This window comes from Nocardioides jensenii JCM 1364 = NBRC 14755, assembly GCF_001552535.1.
GTDB classification, from domain to species: Bacteria; Actinomycetota; Actinomycetes; order Propionibacteriales; family Nocardioidaceae; genus Nocardioides; species Nocardioides jensenii.
Genome location: NZ_BCRJ01000111.1, coordinates 1 through 21113 on the forward strand (window position 1 = coordinate 1; position 21113 = coordinate 21113).

The 21113-nt window shown below is 69.8% G+C and carries 18 protein-coding genes; 9 read left to right on the forward strand and 9 right to left on the reverse strand.

All coding sequences use genetic code 11. The annotated features are described in order from the left end of the window. The coding region (locus NJ4_RS26095) for a TolB-like translocation protein (protein WP_169799306.1) at positions 1-1639 on the forward strand (1639 nt) is incomplete at its 5' end. A 5-nt stretch (positions 1640-1644) separates the two neighbouring features. On the opposite strand, the gene clpB is transcribed toward NJ4_RS26095, so the two are convergent. The 4 genes from clpB to NJ4_RS21480 all read right to left on the reverse strand — a co-directional run bounded on the left by clpB (position 1645) and on the right by NJ4_RS21480 (position 7323). Continuing rightward, on the reverse strand, positions 1645-4242 hold the full coding sequence (clpB, locus tag NJ4_RS21465; protein ID WP_067440257.1) for an ATP-dependent chaperone ClpB: 2598 nt from the start codon (positions 4240-4242) through the stop codon (positions 1645-1647). Positions 4243-4376: 134 nt separating this feature from the next. Continuing rightward, on the reverse strand, positions 4377-5273 hold the full coding sequence (locus tag NJ4_RS26450) for an Abi-alpha family protein (protein WP_217996951.1): 897 nt from the start codon (positions 5271-5273) through the stop codon (positions 4377-4379). After that, positions 5270-6619 carry a hypothetical protein gene (locus NJ4_RS21475; RefSeq protein ID WP_245644660.1) on the reverse strand — a complete coding sequence of 450 codons (1350 nt, stop codon included), beginning with the start codon at positions 6617-6619 and terminating at the stop codon, positions 5270-5272. Before NJ4_RS21475 ends, NJ4_RS26450 begins: the two co-directional genes overlap by 4 nt. 83 nt (positions 6620-6702) lie before the next feature. Then, on the reverse strand, positions 6703-7323 hold the full coding sequence (locus NJ4_RS21480; protein ID WP_067440263.1) for a TetR/AcrR family transcriptional regulator: 621 nt from the start codon (positions 7321-7323) through the stop codon (positions 6703-6705). Positions 7324-7485: 162 nt separating this feature from the next. Between NJ4_RS21480 and NJ4_RS21485 the strand changes: the two genes are divergently transcribed. From NJ4_RS21485 to NJ4_RS21505, 5 genes are read left to right on the forward strand one after another with little or no spacing between them, the layout of a single operon-like run. Beyond that, the gene (locus NJ4_RS21485) at positions 7486-7845 is read left to right on the forward strand and encodes a nuclear transport factor 2 family protein (protein WP_067440265.1); all 360 of its coding nucleotides are present in this window, start codon (positions 7486-7488) and stop codon (positions 7843-7845) included. After that, positions 7842-8636, forward strand: a complete 795-nt coding sequence (locus tag NJ4_RS21490) for an SDR family oxidoreductase (RefSeq protein ID WP_217996952.1) — start codon at positions 7842-7844, stop codon at positions 8634-8636. Before NJ4_RS21485 ends, NJ4_RS21490 begins: the two co-directional genes overlap by 4 nt. A 25-nt stretch (positions 8637-8661) precedes the next feature. Further along, positions 8662-9807, forward strand: coding sequence for a sulfotransferase family protein (locus NJ4_RS21495; RefSeq protein ID WP_067440269.1), 1146 nt, complete (start codon positions 8662-8664; stop codon positions 9805-9807). A gap of 38 nt (positions 9808-9845) precedes the next feature. Beyond that, positions 9846-10907, forward strand: coding sequence for a DUF1214 domain-containing protein (locus NJ4_RS21500; protein WP_067440270.1), 1062 nt, complete (start codon positions 9846-9848; stop codon positions 10905-10907). Next, a complete protein-coding gene (locus NJ4_RS21505; RefSeq protein WP_067440274.1) occupies positions 10907-11821 on the forward strand; it encodes a TIGR03619 family F420-dependent LLM class oxidoreductase in 915 nt (304 codons plus the stop codon). Before NJ4_RS21500 ends, NJ4_RS21505 begins: the two co-directional genes overlap by 1 nt. Positions 11822-11869: 48 nt before the next feature. Here NJ4_RS21505 and NJ4_RS21510 read toward each other — a convergent pair whose 3' ends face one another. Genes NJ4_RS21510 through dnaK form a run of 5 tightly spaced genes read right to left on the reverse strand, consistent with a single transcriptional unit; the run spans position 11870 to position 16617 of the window. Beyond that, a complete protein-coding gene (locus NJ4_RS21510) occupies positions 11870-12499 on the reverse strand; it encodes a TetR family transcriptional regulator (protein ID WP_067440277.1) in 630 nt (209 codons plus the stop codon). Positions 12500-12548: 49 nt separating this feature from the next. Then, entirely contained in the window at positions 12549-12965 is a 417-nt protein-coding gene (locus NJ4_RS21515) for a heat shock protein transcriptional repressor HspR (protein WP_067440280.1), read from the reverse strand. A 2-nt stretch (positions 12966-12967) separates the two neighbouring features. Continuing rightward, the gene (gene dnaJ, locus NJ4_RS21520) at positions 12968-14092 is read right to left on the reverse strand and encodes a molecular chaperone DnaJ (RefSeq protein WP_067440283.1); all 1125 of its coding nucleotides are present in this window, start codon (positions 14090-14092) and stop codon (positions 12968-12970) included. A gap of 15 nt (positions 14093-14107) precedes the next feature. Then, the gene (gene grpE / locus NJ4_RS21525) at positions 14108-14758 is read right to left on the reverse strand and encodes a nucleotide exchange factor GrpE (RefSeq protein ID WP_245644661.1); all 651 of its coding nucleotides are present in this window, start codon (positions 14756-14758) and stop codon (positions 14108-14110) included. Then, the gene (gene dnaK, locus NJ4_RS21530) at positions 14755-16617 is read right to left on the reverse strand and encodes a molecular chaperone DnaK (RefSeq protein WP_067440285.1); all 1863 of its coding nucleotides are present in this window, start codon (positions 16615-16617) and stop codon (positions 14755-14757) included. Before dnaK ends, grpE begins: the two co-directional genes overlap by 4 nt. Before the next feature lie 188 nt (positions 16618-16805). Between dnaK and NJ4_RS21535 the strand changes: the two genes are divergently transcribed. The 3 genes from NJ4_RS21535 to NJ4_RS21545 form a co-directional block, all read left to right on the forward strand. Next, positions 16806-18734, forward strand: a complete 1929-nt coding sequence (locus NJ4_RS21535) for a serine/threonine-protein kinase (protein ID WP_067440288.1) — start codon at positions 16806-16808, stop codon at positions 18732-18734. Then, positions 18731-20785: a protein kinase domain-containing protein gene (locus NJ4_RS21540; RefSeq protein ID WP_067440291.1), complete on the forward strand. Its 2055-nt coding sequence runs from the start codon at positions 18731-18733 to the stop codon at positions 20783-20785. The genes NJ4_RS21535 and NJ4_RS21540 overlap by 4 nt, the downstream gene beginning before the upstream one ends. A 108-nt stretch (positions 20786-20893) precedes the next feature. Next, on the forward strand, positions 20894-21113 hold a 220-nt coding region (locus NJ4_RS21545; protein WP_157551281.1), incomplete at its 3' end, for a hypothetical protein.

A 21113-nucleotide genomic window follows, 5' to 3' on the forward strand; every position in this document is an offset into this window, starting at 1 on the left:
CGGCGCCGGAGCGGGCGGTACGACGGCCGCGACCGCCGGCGGCATCGGTGCCGCCAAGCTGGCCGCGATCGGTGTCGCCTCGGTGGTGGCGGTCTCCACGGCCGGCGGCGTCTACCTCGCCACCAACGACAAGGAGCAGAGCGCCGAGCAACCGGCCGCGGCGATCGCCCGCGCCGACGTGTTCGCCTACACCACCGAGGCGGGTGTGACGGTGATGAAGGACGGCACGCGGGTCACCACGATCGCGACCGCGAAGACCGAGGCCTGGCAACCGCCGGACGTCGCCTGGAGCGAGGACGGCGGCCACGTGGCCCTCGTCGACGGCCAGCGCCTCACCGTGGTCGACCTCGACACCGGCACCACGAAGGACACCGCCTGCTCCGGATGTGCCTCCGTGGCGGTGTCCGGCGACCGGATCGTCACCATCGAGGGCGCCGACGACTTCTCCACCCCGGCGGTGATGACGAGCCGGCCGATCACGGACCTGGCCGCCTCGACACCCTTCGCCAAGGGCACACCACCCGAGGTCCGGTGGGGCAGCGTGAGCATGGCCGGTTCCCTGCTGATCGCCACGGGCAACAACGAGGAGGAGTCCGGCGCCCACGGCGCCTCCGACGTCTACGTCGTGGCGGCCGACGGCACCCTGACCCGCATGGGCGATCACTCCTACCTGAACTATGCGGGCAAGGTCGCCTGGGCACCGCGGTCGTCGTACGGCGAGGCGCAGGCGGCCCTGGTGATGTACGGCAGTGGTGGGGCCTGCCTGACCGGCGCCTACCTGATGCGCCTGGACCCGCAGAAGCCGGGCGAGCTCGTCGAGACGAACGTCGACACGATGTTCCCCGAGCCCGCGAGCGGGGACTACCTCGAGAGCGTGAACGACCTGTGGTTCGGCTCCGACGGACTGCTCCGTGCCAGTGCCCACCGGGTCAACTGCGACTTCGAGACCGGGATCGGCCCCGGCATCCCGATCCAGCAGTGGCGGCTGGAGGGCGAGACCTGGGTGCTCGACGACACCCGGGCCGTGCTCGGCGCCCGAGACCTGCCCTCGGGTGCGCGCGTCGAGCTGATCGCCGACGACCCCAGCGGCCTCTCCGACGGCTCCGACGCCAATGTCGCGCCACGGGGCACCCTGACCCTGGTCGACGGCGACCGGCACGACGAGCTCGCCACCGGCGTCGCCGCGGTCTCCGCGCCGCCTCCGGTGGTCAGCGACGACGCCCCGCCGTCCCCGTCATCGTTCGGCGAGCCGGTCGAGTTCGACGGCACCGGCGTCGCGCCCGCGACGGACACACTTCCGGACGACCTCGAGGAGTTCCTGGCAGGCGAGGCCAAGGCCCTCTACACCGAGCACGGCGACGAGTCGATCGACTACTGCACGTCCACCCATGGGTGGATCCGGATCGACGCCCATGCCGACGGCTACGCACGAGGCATCCAGCAGGCCTGCACGCTCGATGCCTTCGCGACTCTCTGGTACGACGACGACGGCACGTGGAAGCTGGCGGCCGACGGCGGCTACCAGGAGGGCTGGAGCTGCGCCGACCTCGAGGCCGCCGAGGTGCCCGCGTCGGTGCTGGGCGAGGCGCCCACCTGCAACGACGAGTCGGGCGCCTCGGTCCCCTACACGCACTCCTGAGCGGGTCAGCCGGCGGTCAGGACCAGACCGTCGCCGCCGACGGACACGGTCACCGAGCCGCCGTCGGCGACCTGGCCACCGATCAGCAACCGGGCCAGCGGGTCGCCGATGGTGGTCTGGATCAGCCGCCGCAGTGGCCGGGCGCCGTACGCCGGGTCGTAGCCCTGGTCGGCCAACCAGGTCTTCGCCTCGTCGGTGACCGTGATGGTGATCCGGCGTACCGCGAGCCGCTTCTCGAGCAGCGCGAGCTGCAGGTCGACGATGTGGGTCAGCGCCTCCTTGGTGAGCGCGTCGAACATGACCACCTCATCGAGCCGGTTGAGGAACTCCGGTTTGAAGTGGCCGCGTACGACGCCCATCACCGACTCGTGCTTGGTCTCCGGGGACAGTGACGGGTCGACCAGGAAGTTCGAGCCGAGGTTGCTGGTCAGGATCAGCAGCGTGTTGCGGAAGTCGACGGTGCGGCCCTGCCCGTCGGTGAGGCGCCCGTCGTCGAGCACCTGCAGCAGGATGTCGAAGACCTCCGGGTGCGCCTTCTCCACCTCGTCGAGGAGCACGACGGAGTAGGGCCGACGCCGCACCGCCTCGGTGAGCTGGCCACCCTCGTCGTACCCGACGTAGCCGGGCGGGGCACCGACCAGGCGCGAGACCGAGTGCTTCTCGGCGTACTCGCTCATGTCGATGCGCACCATGGCGCGCTCGTCGTCGAAGAGGAAGTCGGCCAGCGACTTGGCCAGCTCGGTCTTGCCGGTGCCGGTGGGGCCGAGGAACAGGAACGACCCGGTGGGCCGGTTGGGGTCGGAGACGCCGGCGCGGGAACGGCGTACGGCGTCACTCACGGCGTTGACCGCGGCCTCCTGGCCGATCAGGCGCTGGCCGATCTCGGCCTCCATCTCGAGCAGCCGCGAGGTCTCGCCCTGGAGCATCTTGCCGGTGGGGATGCCGGTCCACGCCTCGACGACGTCGGCGATCTGCTCGGCGCCGACCTCCTCGCCCACGAGCGGCTCGACCTCGGCGGTCTCGGCCGCCTCGTCGGACTCGGCCGTGCGGATCTGCTGCTCCAGCGCGGGAATCCGGCCGTAGAGGATCTCGCTGGCCTTGTCGAGGTCGCCCTCGCGCTGGAGCTTCTCGGCCTCGCTGCGCAGTTGGTCGAGCTGGCGACGCAGCTCGCCCTCACCCTCGCGTGAGGTCTTCTCGCGCTCCCACCTGGCCTCGAGCCCGCGGAGCTGCTCCTGCGAGTCGGCGAGGTCGGCGCGCAGCTTCTCCAGCCGGTCGACGCTGGCCGGGTCGGTCTCCTTCTCGAGGGCGAACTGCTCCATCTTGAGCCGGTCGACCGACCGTCGCAGCTGGTCGATCTCCTCGGGTGAGGACTCGATCTCCATGCGCAGCCGGGAGCTGGCCTCGTCGATCAGGTCGATCGCCTTGTCGGGCAGCTGGCGCCCGGTGATGTAGCGGTCACTCAGCGTGGCGGCGGCGACCAGGGCGGCGTCGGTGATGCGGACGCCGTGGTGGGCCTCGTACTTCTCCTGGATGCCGCGCAGGATCTGGATGGTGTCCTCGACCGACGGCTCCCCGACGAAGACCTGCTGGAAGCGGCGCTCGAGGGCCGGGTCCTTCTCGATGTTCTCGCGGTACTCGTCGAGCGTGGTGGCGCCGATCATGTGCAGCTCGCCGCGGGCCAGCATCGGCTTGAGCATGTTGCCGGCGTCCATCGACCCGTCGCCGGTTCCGCCCGCGCCGACGACGGTGTGCAGCTCGTCGATGAACGTGACCACCTGGCCACCGGCGTCCTTGATCTCCTCGAGCACGGCCTTGAGGCGCTCCTCGAACTCGCCGCGGTACTTGGCGCCGGCCACCATCGCGGCCAGGTCGAGGCTGAGCACCCGCCGACCCTTGAGCGAGTCGGGCACGTCACCGGCGACCACGCGCTGGGCCAGGCCCTCGACGACGGCGGTCTTGCCGACGCCGGGCTCGCCGATCAGGACGGGGTTGTTCTTGGTGCGCCGCGAGAGCACCTGGATCACCCGGCGGATCTCGGCGTCGCGGCCGATCACCGGGTCCATCTTGCCGTCGCGGGCGTCGGCGGTGAGGTCGACGGAGTACTTCTCCAGCGACTCGTACGTCGACTCGGCGTCCTGGCTGGTCACCCGACGGTTGCCGCGCACGGCGGTCAGCCCCTCACGCAGTCCGTCCTCGCTGAGTCCGGCGTCGGTGAGCAGGGTGCGGGCCTGGCTCTCGACGGTGGCCAGGCTGATCAGCAGGTGCTCGGTGGCGACGAAGTCGTCCTTCATCGAGGACGCCAGGTCGATCGCCCCGGCCAGCACTCGCGTCAGCGCCGCGGAGGCACCGGGCTGTTGCACGGTGGCGCCGCTGGCGGCCGGCAGCGCGGCCATCGCCTGCTCGGCCTTCGCGGTCAGTGCCCCGACGTCGGCTCCGGCCTTGGTGACCAAGTTGCGCGCGGTGCCCTCCTGGTCGCGCAGCAGCGCGACGAGGAGGTGCAGCGGGTCGGTCTGGGAGTTGCCGGCCGTGGTGGCCGCCAGCTGGGCAGCCTCGATCGCGGCGCGGCTGCGGGTGGTGAACTTCTCGGCACCGAACGAACTCATAGGACGAGGTCCCCCTTGGGGCGTGGACGTGGACGGCACCCAGTGTGTCCGTCATTGATCTCAACGCACCAGAAGTTGAGTCTGTTCCACTCAACTTTGGCAATTTCCCTGCGGCCGGTGCGGCCTGCCTGGGGCTACTCCAGGTCGTTCGGCGCCTGGTGCACGGGCAGGTCCTCGGTGGGCGTCTCGTCCTCCAGCAGGCAGGTGCGGCAGAAGTCCTCGCCGAACGGGGTCAGGTGGATGCTGCGGCGGACCAGCTTGGCCGAGCGCACCGAGTGCATCGCGGCCAGAACGTCGGGCTGCGCCTCCACGACCTGGTAGTCGAGCGGGTCCTTCAGCTGTTCCTTGGAGAACCACACGAGCCCGAGCCGGAACAGGTTGTTGAGGTAGGACGGCACCTGGTCGACGTAGCGGGTGCCGGCGCGCGGGCCGATCATGTTCAGACCCGGCGCGATCAGCGTCGAGCTGACCATGCCCACGGCACCACCGGTGCGCACGTCGACCATCGGCTGCGGGCCGCTGCGCAGGAGCAGCATCAGGATGCGGCCCTCGTCGGGAGCCAGCTCGGTCAGGATCCGGGCGTACGCCGGGTGGCCGGTCTCGTTGCTCCACACGTCACGGGAGCGTTCGAGCAGCTTGGCGCCCTGTTCGCGCAGCGAGCTGCGCAGGTCGGTGCTCTCGATCTCGCGGTCCCGCCCGTTGTGCGGCACGACCGCCTTGCGGTCCGTCGTACCGCCCAGGGAGGCGGCGACCTGCTGGATCGCCTGGGGCACGGATTCGCCGGAGCTGACTGCCTTGGCGATGTCGGCGACGATGCCCGAGGCCGCGGCAGCGCCCTGGGCCAGCTCGACCGCGGTGTGCGGGTCGGTGGCCGCCTTCAGCACCCGACGGCCGGTACGGATGCCGGCCACGACGCTCCACTCGGCGGTGCGCACCCACGACGACGCGGCGATCCGGATCAGCCCGGGAATCGCGTCGAGCGCCGGCGACTGCTCGTGGTCGGCCCGCTCGAGGCCCTTGTCGTCGGTCATCCTCCACCTACTCCGAAGATCGCGAGGTGGATGAACCCACCCGCCAGTCCCATGATCGCGCCGTGTGCGTAGAGCATCCACTCGTCTTCCTTGATGGCCGAGCGCATCATCTCGACGAAGTCGTCGGGGTGCAGCTCCTTGGTGCGCTGCGAGACCAGGGACCGGATCTTGTCGGACTGCTGCCTGCTGAACTCCGGGTCCTTGAACGGCGTCAGCGTACGCCCGACCGCTTCCTTGGCGAACGACTCCCGGATCCGCCGGTAGTTGCCGCGCCCGATGACCACCTTGGCCGCGCCGAGGGTCGGTCCGGCGGCGCGGTCGATGGCCGGGCCGAGGGCCACCGCGAGCATCTGCCGGGTCCGGTCGCCACGAGGACCGTCGAGCAGGAAGTCCCCGATGCGCTCGAGGGTGATCACGTCGTCGGCGATGATCTTGGCGTAGACCTCGGCGGCCTCGTTCTGGCGGCGCAGGAAGAGTCCCTGGAACGTGATGCCGAACTTCCTGGTCGGCATGGTCGGCTCGAAGATCAGCCACATGCCGAGGGCGTTGGTGATCCAGCCGACCCCGATCCCGAGCACCGGGAGCAGCCACCACTGGTGGAACCAGTGGTCGGCGAACGCGACCGGGATGCCGAGCAGGAAGCCGAACAGCAACCCGAAGGTCACCATCATGTTCAGCTCCTTCTGCCCGACGTCCTTGAAGACGCGTACGACGAGCTCGGGGTGCGTGCGGAAGTGGTCGATGACCATGATCTTCGGGTCCAGCAGCTGGTCGATGTGCGTACCGATCTCATCAGTCACGGTCTTCACGACGGCCGGCAGCTGTGCCTGGACCCGGGCGATGACCGCCTTCTTCGCCGCGTTGGGCAGGTCGCGCCACAGGGCCGGGTGGCTCTCACGCATGACCTCGTCCACCAGCGAGGGGATCTCGGGGCTGAAGATCTTCACGATGTGCTCGGCGATCTGGTCCGGCTCGAGCTGTTGGTAGAACTCGCCCGGTGTGCCGAGCTTGGCGATCGCCTTGTCGACCGCGATGCTGCCCATCTTGGCGGCCCGGGCCGGCACGATGCCCTGCCAGCCGACCCCGCCCTGCAGGATGCCGGGGACCTCCTGGAGCTTGCGGGGCGCCAGGCGCGCCAGCTCGGCCATGCCGGGGATCTTGAAGCCGTGGAAGTGGATCGGGTAGAAGAGCATGATCAGACCGGTCCAGTTGATCAGCCAGCCGATGACGGCCGTGAAGAGCGGGATCGAGACGAGCGCGACCCACTCCATGGGCTCGTCGACGTCTTGGAAGAACCAGTCGACGTGGCTGAAGTAGTCACCCAGTGCGTCCAGCGAAGTCCTCACGCCCTTCTGCATCCACCCGATCCCGACGAGCGAGCCTATCGCCTGCACCAGGTGTCACACGGGTGTTTCACATGGCGGTTCGCTCACGGCTCCGCGGTGATTCCCCGGGCGATCGCTGCGGCCGCGAAGGTGATCAGCTCGGTGGCGTCGAGGTCCTCCTCCCAGTGGTTGACGAGGGCGTCGGAGACACCGACCAGCCCTGAGACCACGAACCTGAGCATGGCCGGGTCCTGGCGGAGCGTCCGTCCCTCACCGTCGGCCGCCTCGACGATCGCTCGGCGCAGTTCGGTGAGGTAGCGCTCGGAGCTCGTCCGCAGTCGTTGCACCGAGGCGCGCTCGTCCCGTTCACCGATCCCGGTGGTGTCGCGCCAGGCCGCGGTCATCCGGAGCACCCGCTTCCACTGGCGGGCCGACTCGGGGATGACCGTCTCGATCAGGGCGGCGACTCCCTCGCCGCGCGGCAGCGCGGCCACGAAGTCGGCCGACGCGGCCTGGCTCTCGTCGAGCAGAGAGATGAAGATGTCCTGCTTGTCCGCGAAGTACTGATAGATCAGCCCGGTGCTGGTGCCGGCCCGTTGCGCGACTCGGCGAATCGTCAGCGCCGCATAGCCGCCCTCGTCCAGGAGAGCCGCGGCCGCGTCGAGCGTCCCACGGCGCCGGGCCTCCGCATCACCATGGACCGATGTGCCCCGGGTCTCGTTCACCGGGACACCCTAGCCACTGCACGGCGCAAATGAACAATGTTCATTTCATGCCCAGCGGCACCCGGACCGGGTCGCCCCCTGGCCCAGGTCGACACCACGAGCAGGTCGTCGAGCTCCTCCGTCGCGGCGTCATCGCCTGAACCTCCAGCAAAGGACCGACTCATGCCCACCAGAGACCAGATCTGCGCTGCCCTGGCGTCGTACGTCGAACACCACACGAACCACGACGTCGACCGACTGGTCGCGATGTTCGCCGACGACGCCGTGCTGCACGAGCCGCTCGGCGTCCGGACCTATCGAGGCGCCGCCGAGATCCGGGCGTTCGCCACCCAGAACGCACTCGTCGACTACTCGGTCAGCCTGCTCTCGCCGATCACGGTGAGCGGACGGTACGCCGGTGTGCAGCTGCGGGTGCACCGCGACGGCATCCCCGACTTCGCCACCACTGACCTGTTCGAGTTCGACGACGAGGGCAGGATCGCCTCGCTCAGCGTGATCCTCGATCCGGAGTCGCTCGCATGATGACCACCGCGGCACCGTTGCTCGAGAGCAAGGTCGTCCTGGTGTCGGGGGTGGGCCCCGGGCTGGGCCGATCGCTCGCCGTGCGCAGCGCCCTGGCCGGCGCCCGGGTCGTGCTCGCGGCCCGCACCCGGCCCCGGCTCGACGCCGTGGCCGACGAGATCCGCGGTCTGGGTGGTGAGGCCGCCGTCGTGGAGGCCGACCTCACCGACGACACCTCGGTCGTGCATCTCGCCGAGCAGGCGCCAGCAGCCTTCGGCAGGCTCGACTCGGTGATCCACAATGCGTTCGTCCAGCCGCCACGGATCCGGATCCTCGACGCCGAGCCCGACGACATCCGCCAGGGGCTCGACATCAACCTGATGGCCGCCCTGAGCCTGACCCGCAAGCTGGTGCCGGCACTGGTCGAGTCGCAGGGCTCGATCGTGATGATCAACTCGATGGTGCTGCGCAACCAGCTGCCCGGGTTCGGGGCGTACCGGGTCATGAAGGCCGGGCTGCTGGCCCTGGCCCGCAGCCTGTCGGTGGAGCTCGGACCCCTCGGCGTGCGGGTCAACTCGGTCGCCCCCGGCTACATCTGGGCCGACTCGGTCAAGGTGTGGTTCGACCGGCTGGCAGCCGAGCGCGGCGTCGACCCGACCGTGGTCCACGACGAGATCGCCGCCGGCACCGACCTGCGCCGACTGCCCGAGCCGGACGACATCGCGAACACCGCCGTCTTCCTCGCCTCCGACTTCGCCCGCGCGATCACCGGGCAGTGCATCGACGTCAACTGCGGGCACACCCACCACTGAGCTCGAACCGATGAAGGAAGCAGTCATGGCACAGACCCGCGACAGCGTAGGCACCGTCGACGACCTGCACGAGGCAGCCCGCGCGTGGACCGGGCTCGACGACTTCGGCGGGGACGACCACCTCGAGGGACTCCAGGTCCTGCTCCAGTCCTTCGAGAAGGAGGCCGACCTCACCGCGCAGGGCAGGGTCATCGCCCGGAAGATGATCATCGGAGCGCTCGCGGGTCGCCTGGCCAGCGAGGCCGGATTCGCGCGCCACCCCGAGCACGTCGCCGTTCCGATCGAGCGGCCGATCTTCGTCGTGGGACTGACCCGAACCGGCAGCACCGCAATGCACCGCCTGCTGGGCGCGGACCCTGCCCACCAGGGGGTCGAGATGTGGCTCGCGGAGAGGCCCCAGCCACGGCCCCACCGCGACGCGTGGAGTGAGAACGAGGACTTCCGGCGATCGGATGCCTTCTACCGCGCGCGCCAGGCGGCCGAGGCAGACCTGATGAAGGTGCACTTCATGGGCGCCGAAGAGGTCGAGGAGTGTTGGCGCCTCCTGCAGCAGACCATGCTCTCGACCTCGTTCGAGGCCATCTCGTTCGTGCCGACGTACACCCGCTGGCTGGCCGGGCAGGACTGGACCGCGACGTACGCGCGCCACAAGCGGAACCTGCAGCTGATCGGGCTGCACGACACCGAGCGGCGATGGGTGCTCAAGAGCCCCAGCCACGTGTTCGCCATCGACGAGATCCTGACGGTCTACCCGGACGCCCTGTTCGTGCGCACGTTCCGTGACCCGCAGACCTCGATGGCATCCACGTTCAGCCTCGCGGAGCAGGGTGGACACGGCATGTCCAGGGCCTTCGACCGTCCCACCATCGGGCGCACCCAGCTCGACCTGTGGGCGCGCGGCAACGCGAACTTCAACCAGGTGCGTCTGCGTCACGATCCGGCTCAGTTCATCGACGTCGACTACCGAGACTTCGTCGCCGATGCCGTGGGCACCGTCGAGAAGATCTACTCGCAATTCTCCCTGCCCTTCACGGACGCCGCTCGCACCGCCATCGAGGCATCGCACCGGGCCAGCCTCGCCGACCACCGCAGCCCGTCCCACCACTACTCGCTCGAGGAGTTCGGCGTGACGGCGGCCGACGTCGAAGCGAAGTTCGCCAGCACCCTCTGAACCGTCCGCACCATCAACCGGAAAGCAGGAAGATTCACATGAACGCCACCTGGGAGAAGTTCTGTGCTGATCTGCTCGAGGTCGGGAAGGTCCTGGACGACGAGATCGTCCCGCAGGATCCGCTGACCCAGGCCGAGGGAGTCCGCTACCTGAGCAGGCTGCTCCGGTACGGCACGATCAACAGCGTCGAGTTCACCGATCCCCGGTGGCCGAGCTTCACGTCGGCGCCGAACCCCAACATGATGACGAAGATCGGTGCCGACAACCCGGACAACGTCTACATGCGCGCCAACATCTCGGGCAGGCACAGCTATCGGATCATCGGCACGAGGGGCACGGTCCCGCTGATCACCTTCGGCTCACGCGTCAACCGGTACCACGTCGACGGCACCATGCTGCAGACCGGCGACCTCCACGTGCACGACCTCGAGGTCGACGAGAACGGCCGTTTCGAGTTCATCGCGAGCGTGGACGAGCCGGCGGACGGCGCCTGGCTGCCGTTGGCACCGGAGAGCAATCTCATCTCGGTCCGGCAGACCCATCAGGACCGACGCAACGAGGTCATCGGCGACCTGTCCATCGAGTGCCTCGACCCGGACGGCGAGTTCGAGCCGTTGAACCCCGAGGAGCTGGGTGAGCGTCTGGACAAGGCGATCGAGGTCGTGAGGGGCATGTCGGAGACCTTCCTCGAGTGGTCCCGCAAGTTCCAGCCCCACGCCAACGAGATCTTCGACTGGGGGCAGGACCACTTCCAGAAGGCCGGCGGCGACCCGACGATCTTCTATCTGCACGGCTACTGGAAGCTCGCCGAGGACGAGGCCTGGGTGATCGAGACCGAGGTCCCGAACTGCGAGTACTTCAACTTCGTGCTGCAGAACTTCTGGGTGGAGTCACTCGACTACAACCGCGCGAACATCTACCTCAACAACCACACCGCCACGCTGAACGACGACGGCACGCTGACCATCGTGGTCTCCGAGAAGGACCCCGGCTACGGCAACTGGATCAGCACGGACGCGCACCGTGAGGGCACGTGGGCGATGCGCTGGATCAAGGCCGACTCGCACCCGATCCCGACCTCCAAGGTGGTGCAGCTCTGATGAGGTGGTCGTTGCCGGTGGCGATGATCGACTCGCGTCACCTGCACGACCTCGCGATCGCCGCCGAGGACGCCGGCTTCGACTCCATCGCCCTCCCGGACTCGGTCTTCTACCCGGAGACGGTGTCCGCACCGTACCCGTACTCACCGGACGGGGCCCGGATGTGGGCCGGGCACACTCCGATGCCGGACCCGTTCATCGCGATGACGTCGATGGCCGCGGTGACGACCCGGATCCGCTTCTACACCAACGTGCTCAAGCTCCCGCTGCGCGATCCGCTGCTGACCGCCAAGCAGGTCGCGACGATGGCGGTGATGTCCGGGAACCGCATCGCGATCGGCGTCGGACTGTCCTGGATCCCGGAGGAGTTCGCCTTCACCGGCACCGACATGCGCACCCGTGGCCGGCGTACCGACGAGGCGATCGAGATCCTCCGGGCGGTGTGTGCGGGACGCGGCCCGGAATGGGTCGAGCACCACGGCAGGCACTACGACTTCGACCGACTGATGATCAGCCCGGCCCCGGACCGGCCGGTGCCGGTGTACGTCGGCGGGCACAGCGAGGCCGGCCTGTCTCGCGCCGCACGCCTCGGGGACGGATGGATCTCGGTCAACGCCAGCACCCCGGAGCTGGCGACCGCCATCGGCAGACTCGAGGAGCTGCGGACGGAGTGCGGCCGCGGCGCGGAGCCGTTCGTCGTCAACGTCTCCGCCACCGGAGCCCGCGGCCTGGACGACTACCTGGAGCTCGCCGAGCTGGGGGCCACCGAGTTCCGGGTCTCGCCGTGGCACCTGTACGGAGTCGATGCCGAGGACCCCGTCGAGCTGTTGCGCGCGGTCCGCCGCTTCTCCGACGAGGTCATCTCCGTCACCAGGTCAGTGTCCCCGTCGAGCAGCGCGCCCCGAGCGGACTGAGCCACCGTCGTGCGGCATCGGCCGCCGAGTCGCCGACCCGCGCTCTCCTCATCCCGCAGACGCCGGCAGCTGGATGTGCTTGGCCATGGTGACCATCGCGTCCACCATCGCCACCCGGTCGAGATCGGTGGGCGTGATGATCTGGCTGAGGATGAATCGGACGAACATGTCGCAGACCACCTCGACGGAGGCCGCGTCGGCCCCCGGCCAGCGCTCCAACGTGATGCGGGCGAGGGTGCCACGAACCGGGGTGATGATCATGTCCGAACGCACGGTCAGCACGGGCACCAGTCCGTCGCCACTGCCGGACTTGGCGTCGTTGACCATGCGCCCGAGCAGGGCGTGGTCGGTGACCTCGTCGAGCATCCACAGCAGCGCCGCGCGGATGCCCTCGTCGAATCGCTCCGTCGAGGCCAGCCGGGCCTCGAGCTCGACGAGGACGCGCCGGAGCTCACGGTCGAACAGGGCCAGTGAGAGCTGGTCCTTGGTGCCGAACTCGTTGTAGATCGTCTGTCGGCTCACCCCCACGTCGCCAGCGATGTCGGCGATGCGGATCTGACTCCACGAGGCGTGGACGGCGCGCTCCCAGGCCGCGTCGAGGATCGACTCGCGCAGCATCCCGTGCACCCTGTCCTTGAAGGACCCGGCGCCCTTGCCGCGCTCGGTGGACTGGCTCATGCGAGCACTTTACATGACCTGAAAATCGTCAAACACTTCGACTCTCGGCTCAGTGCGCACCGCGTCGCCAGACCACGACCTGGCCCGTGGAGGCCGAGCGCAGCGCCGGCAGGTTCCCGGGCACCGGAGGCCGGCCTCGGCCCCCGATCAGGCCGCGCACGGTCTCGCGCAGGCCCTCGACCTCGGCGGAGAGCTCCTCGTTGCGAGCGGCCAGGGCGAGCACCTGGTTCTCGAGCTCGAGGATGCGACGCACGCCCTCGATGCCGATGCCGTGAGAGGTCAGGTCGGCGATCACCCGGAGCTGCTCGATGTCGCGGTGGGAGTAGCGACGGCCGCCGCCACCGGTGCGCCCGGGCGTGATCAGCCCCATGCGCTCGTAGGTGCGCAGGGTCTGCGGGTGCAACCCGGCGAGCTCGGCGGCGACACTGATCACGTAGACACCGATGGTCGGGTCCGGGGTGATCATGCTCAGGCCTCCTCGAACAGCTTGCTGCGCAGCGGCTTGTCAGCCATCGCCTCGCGATAGGCCTTGACCGCCTCGCGCGCCGCCTCGTCGAGCACCGCGGGGACCTGCACCTCGACGGTGACCAGCAGGTCGCCGTTGGTGCCGTCGGCCTTCTTCGCGCCCTTGCCCCGGACCCGGAAGGTGCGGCCGTTGGGGGTGCCGGCAGGGATCTTCAAGGTGACCGGGCCGTGCTTGAGGGTCGGCACCTTGATGTCGGCGCCGAGTGCGGCCTCGTCGAAGCCGACCGGCACGTCGAGTGTGAGGTGGTCACCCTTGCGGCCGAAGAGGCGGTGGGCGGTGACCTTGACGTGCACGAACAGGTCGCCGGCCGGGCCACCGTTCTCTCCGGGCGCGCCCTTGCCCCGCAGCCGGATCTTCTGGCCGTCCTTCACACCACCGGGGATGCGAGCCTGGATCGAACGGGCCGACCTGCCGCGCCCGGAGCCGTGACAGGTCGGGCACGGGTCGTCGTACACGAGCTGGCGCCCACCGCAGGCGGGGCAGGTCTCGTTGAGGGTGAAGGCACCACCCGCGGTCGAGGCGACCATGCCGGCGCCCTCGCAGACCATGCAGATGTGGGGCTTGGTGCCCGGCTTGCCGCCGGTGCCCGAGCAGCTCGGGCACGGGGCGTCGCTGGTGAGCCGCAGGCTGATCGTGACGCCGTCCATGGCGTCCTCGAAGCTGATCGTCGCGGAGCTCTCGACGTCGGCGCCGCGTTGGGGCCGGGCCTGACGGGGCCGACCGCCTCCGAAGAGGTCGCCGAACATGTCGCCGAAGCCACCGCCACCGGCGCCTCGCTGGCCGAAGAGGTCGCTGACGTCGAAGCCGCCGTCGCCGCCGGTCGGGAACCGGGGAGCGCTGCGGATCTCGTCGTACTCGGTGCGCTTGGCGGGCTCGCCGATCACGTCGTAGGCCTCGGCCACCGACTTGAACTTCTCGTGCTTGGCGGTGTCGCCGGGGTTGGAGTCGGGGTGGTTGGCGCGCGCGAGTCGGCGGTAGGCCTTCTTGATCTCGTCGGTCGTTGCGTCCTTCGAGACCCCGAGCTCCTTGTAGTAGTCCTTCGTGGCCCAGTCAGCCTTGCCGCTCACGCGCGCCTCCCTTCCTCAGTTGTCGGTGTCTGCCGGGTCGCCCGTGGCGGGGTCGTCCGGCGACGTCGCCGGGCCCGCCGGGTCGACGACCAGCACCTGGGCCGCGCGCACGACGCGGTCCCCGATCTTGTAGCCACCCTTGGCGACCACCTTGACCGTGGTGACCTCCACCTCGGCGTCCTCCCCCATGTGGGAGAGCGCGTCGTGGACGGTCGGGTCGAAGGCGTCACCGGGCGCGCCGTAACGCACCAGGCCTTGACCGGCCACGACCCGCTCGAGCTGGTCGGCGACGGCCCGGAAGCCCTCGTCGAGCGGCCCGTGCCCGCGTGCCCGGTCGATGTTGTCGAGCACCTCGGTGATCGGGGCCAACGCGGCGAACGTCGCGTTCTCCTTGATCAGCTCCCGGTCACGGTCGACCCGGCGCTTGTAGTTGAGGAACTCCGCCTGCAGTCGCTGGAGGTCGAGCGTGCGCTCCTCCAGCTCCATGCGTGCCACGGCCAGCTCGTCGTCGGCCGGGTCGGACGCGCGCGTCTCCTCGACCTCCGACTCGTTGGCCATCTCGGCGGCCGCCTCACCGAAGGAGTGGCCCTCGGACGACTCCGTGGGCTGCTCCTCCGGCTCGACCGGCTGGTCCTCGGGGGACTCGTCGCTCGGGCCTGGGGTCACTTGGACTCACCCTCGGTGCCCTCGGCGGGCTCCTCGTCGACGATCTCGGCGTCGACGACGTCGTCGTCGGCCTCACCCGTCGCACCGGTGGTGCCCCCGGCGGCCGACTCGTCGGCCTCGGCGGCGGCGTACATCGCGGCGCCCATCTTCTGGCTGGACTCACCGAGCTTGGCGACACCGGCCTGCAGCTCCTCGGCGGTGGCCTCCTCGTTCTCGAGAGTCGCCTTGAGTGCGTCGACGTCGGCACGGACCTCGGTCTTGACGTCGTCGGGGAGCTTGTCCTCGTTGTCGGTCAGGAACTTCTCGGTCGTGTAGACCAGACCGTCGGCCTGGTTGCGCGCCTCGACGGCCTCCTTGCGCTGACGGTCCTCGTCGGCGTACTGCTCGGCCTCCTTGACCATGCGGTCGATCTCGTCCTTGGACAGCGCCGAGCCGCCCGAGATCGTCATCGACTGCTCGCGGCCGGACGCGTGGTCCTTGGCGGAGACGTGCACGATGCCGTTGGCGTCGATGTCGAAGGTGACCTCGATCTTCGGCACGCCGCGCGGGGCCGGCGGCAGGCCGGTCAGCTCGAAGTTGCCGAGGGGCTGGTTCTGGCCCCACATCTGACGCTCACCCTGGGCGACCTTGATCTCCACCGACGGCTGGTTGTCGTCGGCGGTGGTGAAGATCTCCGAACGCTTGGTCGGGATCGTGGTGTTGCGCTCGATCAGGGTGGTCATCACGCCGCCCTTGGTCTCGATGCCGAGCGAGAGCGGGGTCACGTCGAGAAGCAGGACGTCCTTGACCTCACCCTTGAGGACACCGGCCTGCAGCGCGGCACCGACGGCCACGACCTCGTCGGGGTTGACGCCCTTGTTGGGCTGCTTGCCGCCGAGCAGATCGGTGACCACCTCGGTCACGGCCGGCATGCGGGTCGAGCCGCCGACGAGGACCACGTGGTCGATGCCGGAGACGGGGACGCCGCCGTCCTTGAGCACGGCCTGGAACGGCGCCTTGGTGCGCTCGAGCAGGTCGGCGGTCAACTTCTGGAACTCCGAGCGGGTCAGCTTCTCCTCGAAGTGGAGCGGACCGGACTCGCCGTGGGTGATGTAGGGCAGGTGGATCTGGGTCTCGCTCGAGCTCGACAGCTCGATCTTCGCCTTCTCCGCGGCCTCCTGGAGGCGCTGCTTGGCGATCTTGTCGGCCCCGAGGTCGACGCCGTTGTTCGCCTTGAACTTCGCGATCATCCACTCGACGACCTTGTTGTCCCAGTCGTCGCCACCGAGGTGGTTGTCACCCGAGGTCGCCTTGACCTCGACGACGCCCTCGCCGATCTCGAGCAGGGACACGTCGAACGTGCCGCCACCGAGGTCGAAGACGAGGATGGTCTGGTCGTCGCCCTTGTCGAGGCCGTAGGCCAGCGCGGCCGCGGTCGGCTCGTTGACGATGCGGCTCACGTTGAGTCCGGCGATCTCGCCGGCCTCCTTGGTGGCCTGACGCTGGGCGTCGGAGAAGTACGCCGGAACCGTGATCACCGCGTCGGTGACGGTCTCACCGAGGTAGGCCTCGGCGTCGCGCTTCAGCTTCTGCAGGATGAACGCGCTGATCTGCTGCGGGGTGAAGGTCTTGTCGTCGATCTGGGTCGTCCAGCTCTCACCCATGTGACGCTTGACCGAACGGATCGTACGGTCGACGTTGGTGACCGCCTGGCGCTTGGCGACCTCGCCGACGAGCACCTCGCCGGACTTGGCGAACGCGACCACCGAGGGGGTGGTGCGGGCGCCTTCTGCGTTTGCGATGACGGTGGGTTCGCCACCTTCGAGGACGGCGACGACGGAGTTCGTCGTGCCGAGGTCGATGCCGACCGCTCGTGCCATGGGAAGTACCTCCGGTTGTTTCTCGTGGTCCCGGGTGGGGCCGCAGGAAGTGTGCCAAACAAGTTGAGTCGAATCAACTCAACTTCTGTCACAGTCTGCAACTCATGCCCGTCGCCGTTCATTCCCGCGGCCCGGATCGGTTAGGTTCAGCCCGGATCATCCCGTGCGCCCAGAACCGGAGGAGATACGTGTTCACGCCACTGAAACCCGGTTCGACGGTCGGGCGGCACGTCGTCGAGGGTGTCATCGGCTCCGGCGGGATGGGCGTGGTCTACGCCGCCCGCGACGAACACCTCAACCGCCGCGTCGCGCTCAAGGTGATGGCCGGCCATCTGGCCCACGACCCGGTGTTCCGCGACCGGTTCGCCCGCGAGGCCGAGGTGCTGGGGCAGCTCGACTCCCCCCACATCGTGCAGGTCTACGACCACGGCGAGCACGAGGGCCACCTGTGGATCGCCACCCAGTTGGTCGACGGTGGCGACCTCGGCGACTGGCTGGCAACCCGCGAGCCGCTGCCCCCGGAGGCGGCGACGCGGCTCTGCGCCCAGGTCGCCGACGCCCTCCACGACGCGCACTCCCGGGGCATCGTGCATCGCGACGTCAAGCCGGCCAATGTCCTGGTCACCGCGCCGGACTCGCATCGGGCGCACGCGGTGCTCACCGACTTCGGCCTGGCCCGCGAGATCGGGACCCCGCTCACCGCCGTACGCACCACGACCGGCACCTGGGCCTTCCTCGCCCCCGAGTGCGGTGCCGGCGCCCCGGCCACCCCGGCCAGTGACGTGTACGCCGCCGGCTGCCTGCTGTGGACCTGCCTGACCGGGCGGCCGCCGTACGCCGGCACCGAGATCGAGGTCGCACTGGCCCATGCCAGGAGCGCGCCGCCGACCCTGGTGGCCGGGCCGAACCTGTCGGCCACCGAGGCCCGACGGCTCAACGACGTGATCTCGACGGCGATGCACAAGGACCCGACCCACCGCTACGCCAGCGCGGCCGACCTGGCCACCGCACTCCGGGCGACCGCCGACTCGCGCGCCGGAGGCCGCCGGGGCCGGTGGTACGCCGCAGCCGGCGCGGTCGCGGCCGTGGCGACGATCGGGACCTTCCTCGTGATCCAGAGCCAACGAGACGATCCACCGCACGATGGCAACGAAGCCGCGGACCGGGCGATCACCGGCGACCTGGACGACGACGGCATCGGCGACGTGGCCCTCCTGACCCGCCGGGACCACAGGACCGTGGTCGACGTGTCGCACCCTGACGGCACTTCCCTGACGACACCCGAACGCTGGTCCCAGGTGCCCAAGGACAATGTCCTGATGCGCGGCGACATCAACGGCGACGGCACTCCTGAGCTCGTCTCCCTGATGGGTCGGACCACCGGCGACTTCACCGCCACCGTGATCCCCTCGGACCGTTCCCCCTCCCGGCGCCTACCCCTGAAGGCCTCGACCAAGGCGCACCCGCTCTACGCCGCACTGGGCGACTTCGACGGGGACGGTCGCGACGACCTGGCCGTGACCACCGACATCTACGACACCGGCCAGCCCGGCCGGGTGTGGGTCGCCTCCAGCACCGGCGACGGCTTCGGCAGGTTCCGGCAGTGGTACGCCGGCGACCGACCGGGCGAGCGGGCAGTCCCGGGCGACTTCGACGGTGACGGCACTGACGACCTCGCGCTGGTCGGCGACTCCTCGATCGAGACCCTCACCTCCGACGGGTCCCGCTTCACGAGCACCGGCGTCCAGCCACAGGCCCAACGGGTCTTCTCACTGGCGCCGGGCGACTTCGACGGTGACGGCACCGACGAGCTGGTGGGGATCAACGAGCTGGCGACGGTCTTCGTGGTGTGGAGCCTCGTGGACGGCCGCTGGAGCGGCCAGCAGGTGGGTCAGGTCGACGGCGAGGCAGCCGCATCGGTGACCCTCGGCGTCTCCGACCTCAACGGAGACCACCTCGACGACCTCGTCCTGATCACGGGCGACTACAGCCCCAAGCCCATGCAACTGCGCGTGACGCTCTCGAACGGCGACGGCTTCGGCCCGCTGGCGATCTGGCTCGACTACGAGCACCAGGTCAACCACTCCTTCGCGCTGATCGGTGCGGCCGCAGAATGAGTGACCTCGGCCCCGGTGCCCCTGACGGGGCCGACCGCTTCGAGGTGGGCAGGCGCCTGGGCTCGGGCGGCATGGGTGCCGTCTTCGTCGCGACCGACACCCGCTTCGATCGCCTGGTCGCGCTCAAGGTGATGTCGAGCCACCTGGCCAGCGCCCCCGAGTTCCGGGCCCGGTTCCGCCGCGAGGCCGACGTGCTGGCCCGGCTCGACTCCCCGCACGTCACGACGATCTACGACCACGGAGAGGACGACGGCACCCTGTGGATCGCCACCCAGCTGGTGCGCGGCGGGGACCTCGGCAACCTCCTCCACGAGCAGGGGGCGCTGTCGCCGCTCCGGGCCGTGCAGGTGTGTGGCCAGGTCGCCGAGGCGCTGGTGGCCACCCATGCCGTGGGTGTGTTGCACCGGGACGTCAAGCCCGGCAACGTGCTGCTGCGCGACCCGGAGGCGGAGAGCCTCCACGCCTACCTGTGCGACTTCGGCGTCGCCGACACCGGCGCCGACCGTCTCACCGTGGCCGGCGGCGTCACCGGCACCTGGCAGTACCTCGCCCCCGAGCGGGGCCAGGGCGCGCCCGCCGCCCCGACCACCGACGTGTACGCCGTCGGCTGCCTGCTCTGGGCCTGCCTGACCGGGCTGCCGCCGTACGCCGGCTCGGACGTGGACATCGCGATCGGGCACCTCGAGGGCAGCATTCCCCAGGTTCCGGAGACCGGGCCGGGCCTGGCCGGTCTCAATCTCGTGCTGCTGCGCACGCTGGCCAAGAATCCCGCCGAACGGTTCCGCGACGCCACCGAGCTGCGTGACGCCCTGGCCGAGCTGGCCCGCGAGCTCCCCGCGACCGGCGGCCCCCTGTCCCTCCGGGAGCCGTCCACGACGCGGGGCGAGCAGATGACCGGCGGCGGTCCACGCCGGCGTCGCCTGATCCTGGGAGCCGGCGTGGTCGCGGCTCTGCTGGTCGCCGGCGTCGTCGCCGTGGTGCTGCCCGACGGCGACCCGGCCACGGGTCCGGCCATGTCCAGCAACCGTGCTGCCAGGCAGATCGCGGTCACCTCCGACTTCACCGGGGACGGGCTCGGTGACCTCGCCGTGCAGGACAGCGAGTCACGTGCTCAGTCGATCCAGGTGCTCACCGGTGACGGGCGCTCCTTCGCCGCGGGCAAGCCGTCGGTGTCGCGACAGTTCGACGTGATCCGGGGCGACATCGACGGCAACGGCACCGAAGAGCTGGTGTCCCTCGAGTCGGGCACCGATCCCGCCGACGGGAGCACCGACTTCCCGGGGTCGGTGGCCACCGTGACGCCGTACGCCCTCGACGGGACCCCGCTGACGACGTACGCCCTCGAGGCCGCCGGGGACTCGCGACCCGAGTTCGTCGGGCACGAGATGCTGGCGGATCTCACCGGCGACGGCCGCGACGACGTCGTGCTCGCCCCACCCACCTATGACGACGGCGAGGACTTCGAGGTGTGGCTGGCGGAGAGCAACGGGGACGGTTTCGAACCGCTCAGGAAGGTCTACTCCGGCACGTCGTCCGCCCGACGGATCCTGGCGGCCGACGTGGACGGTGACGGTGACGACGACCTCGTGCTGGCCGGGCCCGACAGCGATCTGGCCGTCCTGCAGGCCGGCTCCGAACCGTTGGTGCCGACCGAGGTCGAGTCGGTGAACAGCAACACCGACGCGGCCTTCGTCGCCGACGTGGACGGCGACGGTGCGGACGAGCTGGTCAGCGTCGACCCCATCGGCGCCTCCAACTCGGTGGTGGTCATCCAGCGCACGGACGACCAGTGGAACGCCCAGGTCTGGTACGCCGATCTCGACAACGCAGTCGGCCTCAACGAAGGCAGCCTCAGCACCGGCGTCTCCGACGTCAACGGCGACGGCCTCGACGACCTGGTCCGGTTCTCGGACGCGCCGGCCGGCAAGCCGCGCGAGGTGCGGGTCCTGGTCTCGTCCGGCACCGACTTCGCGGCCCCGGCCCCCTGGGGCACGTTCGTGTGCCGGTGCAAGCGGTTCTTCAACCCGGTTCAGCGGCAGCGGCCGTACTGACCAGGCAGCCTGCCCACCCCGACGGGACGGGCGACAACCTGGCCGCCGGGGAGACTGCCGTGATCCGTTAGGTTGGGCGCGGACCATCACCGCACGCAAGGAGCATCCATGGGCGACTCCCGGCCACCCGCAGCTGTCATCGACCTCGTCGACAGCTACGCACGCCGTCGCGACGGTCGCGTGGAGATCGTCCTGGCCAACCCCGAGTTCCCCGTCGGCGCCGGCGCGGCCCTGGTGCTGCGCCAGGACACCAGGACGATCAAGGCGCCGGCACGGCTGGTGGAGGACGCGTCCGGACGCCGCCTCGTCGCCACCCTCCCTCCCCGCC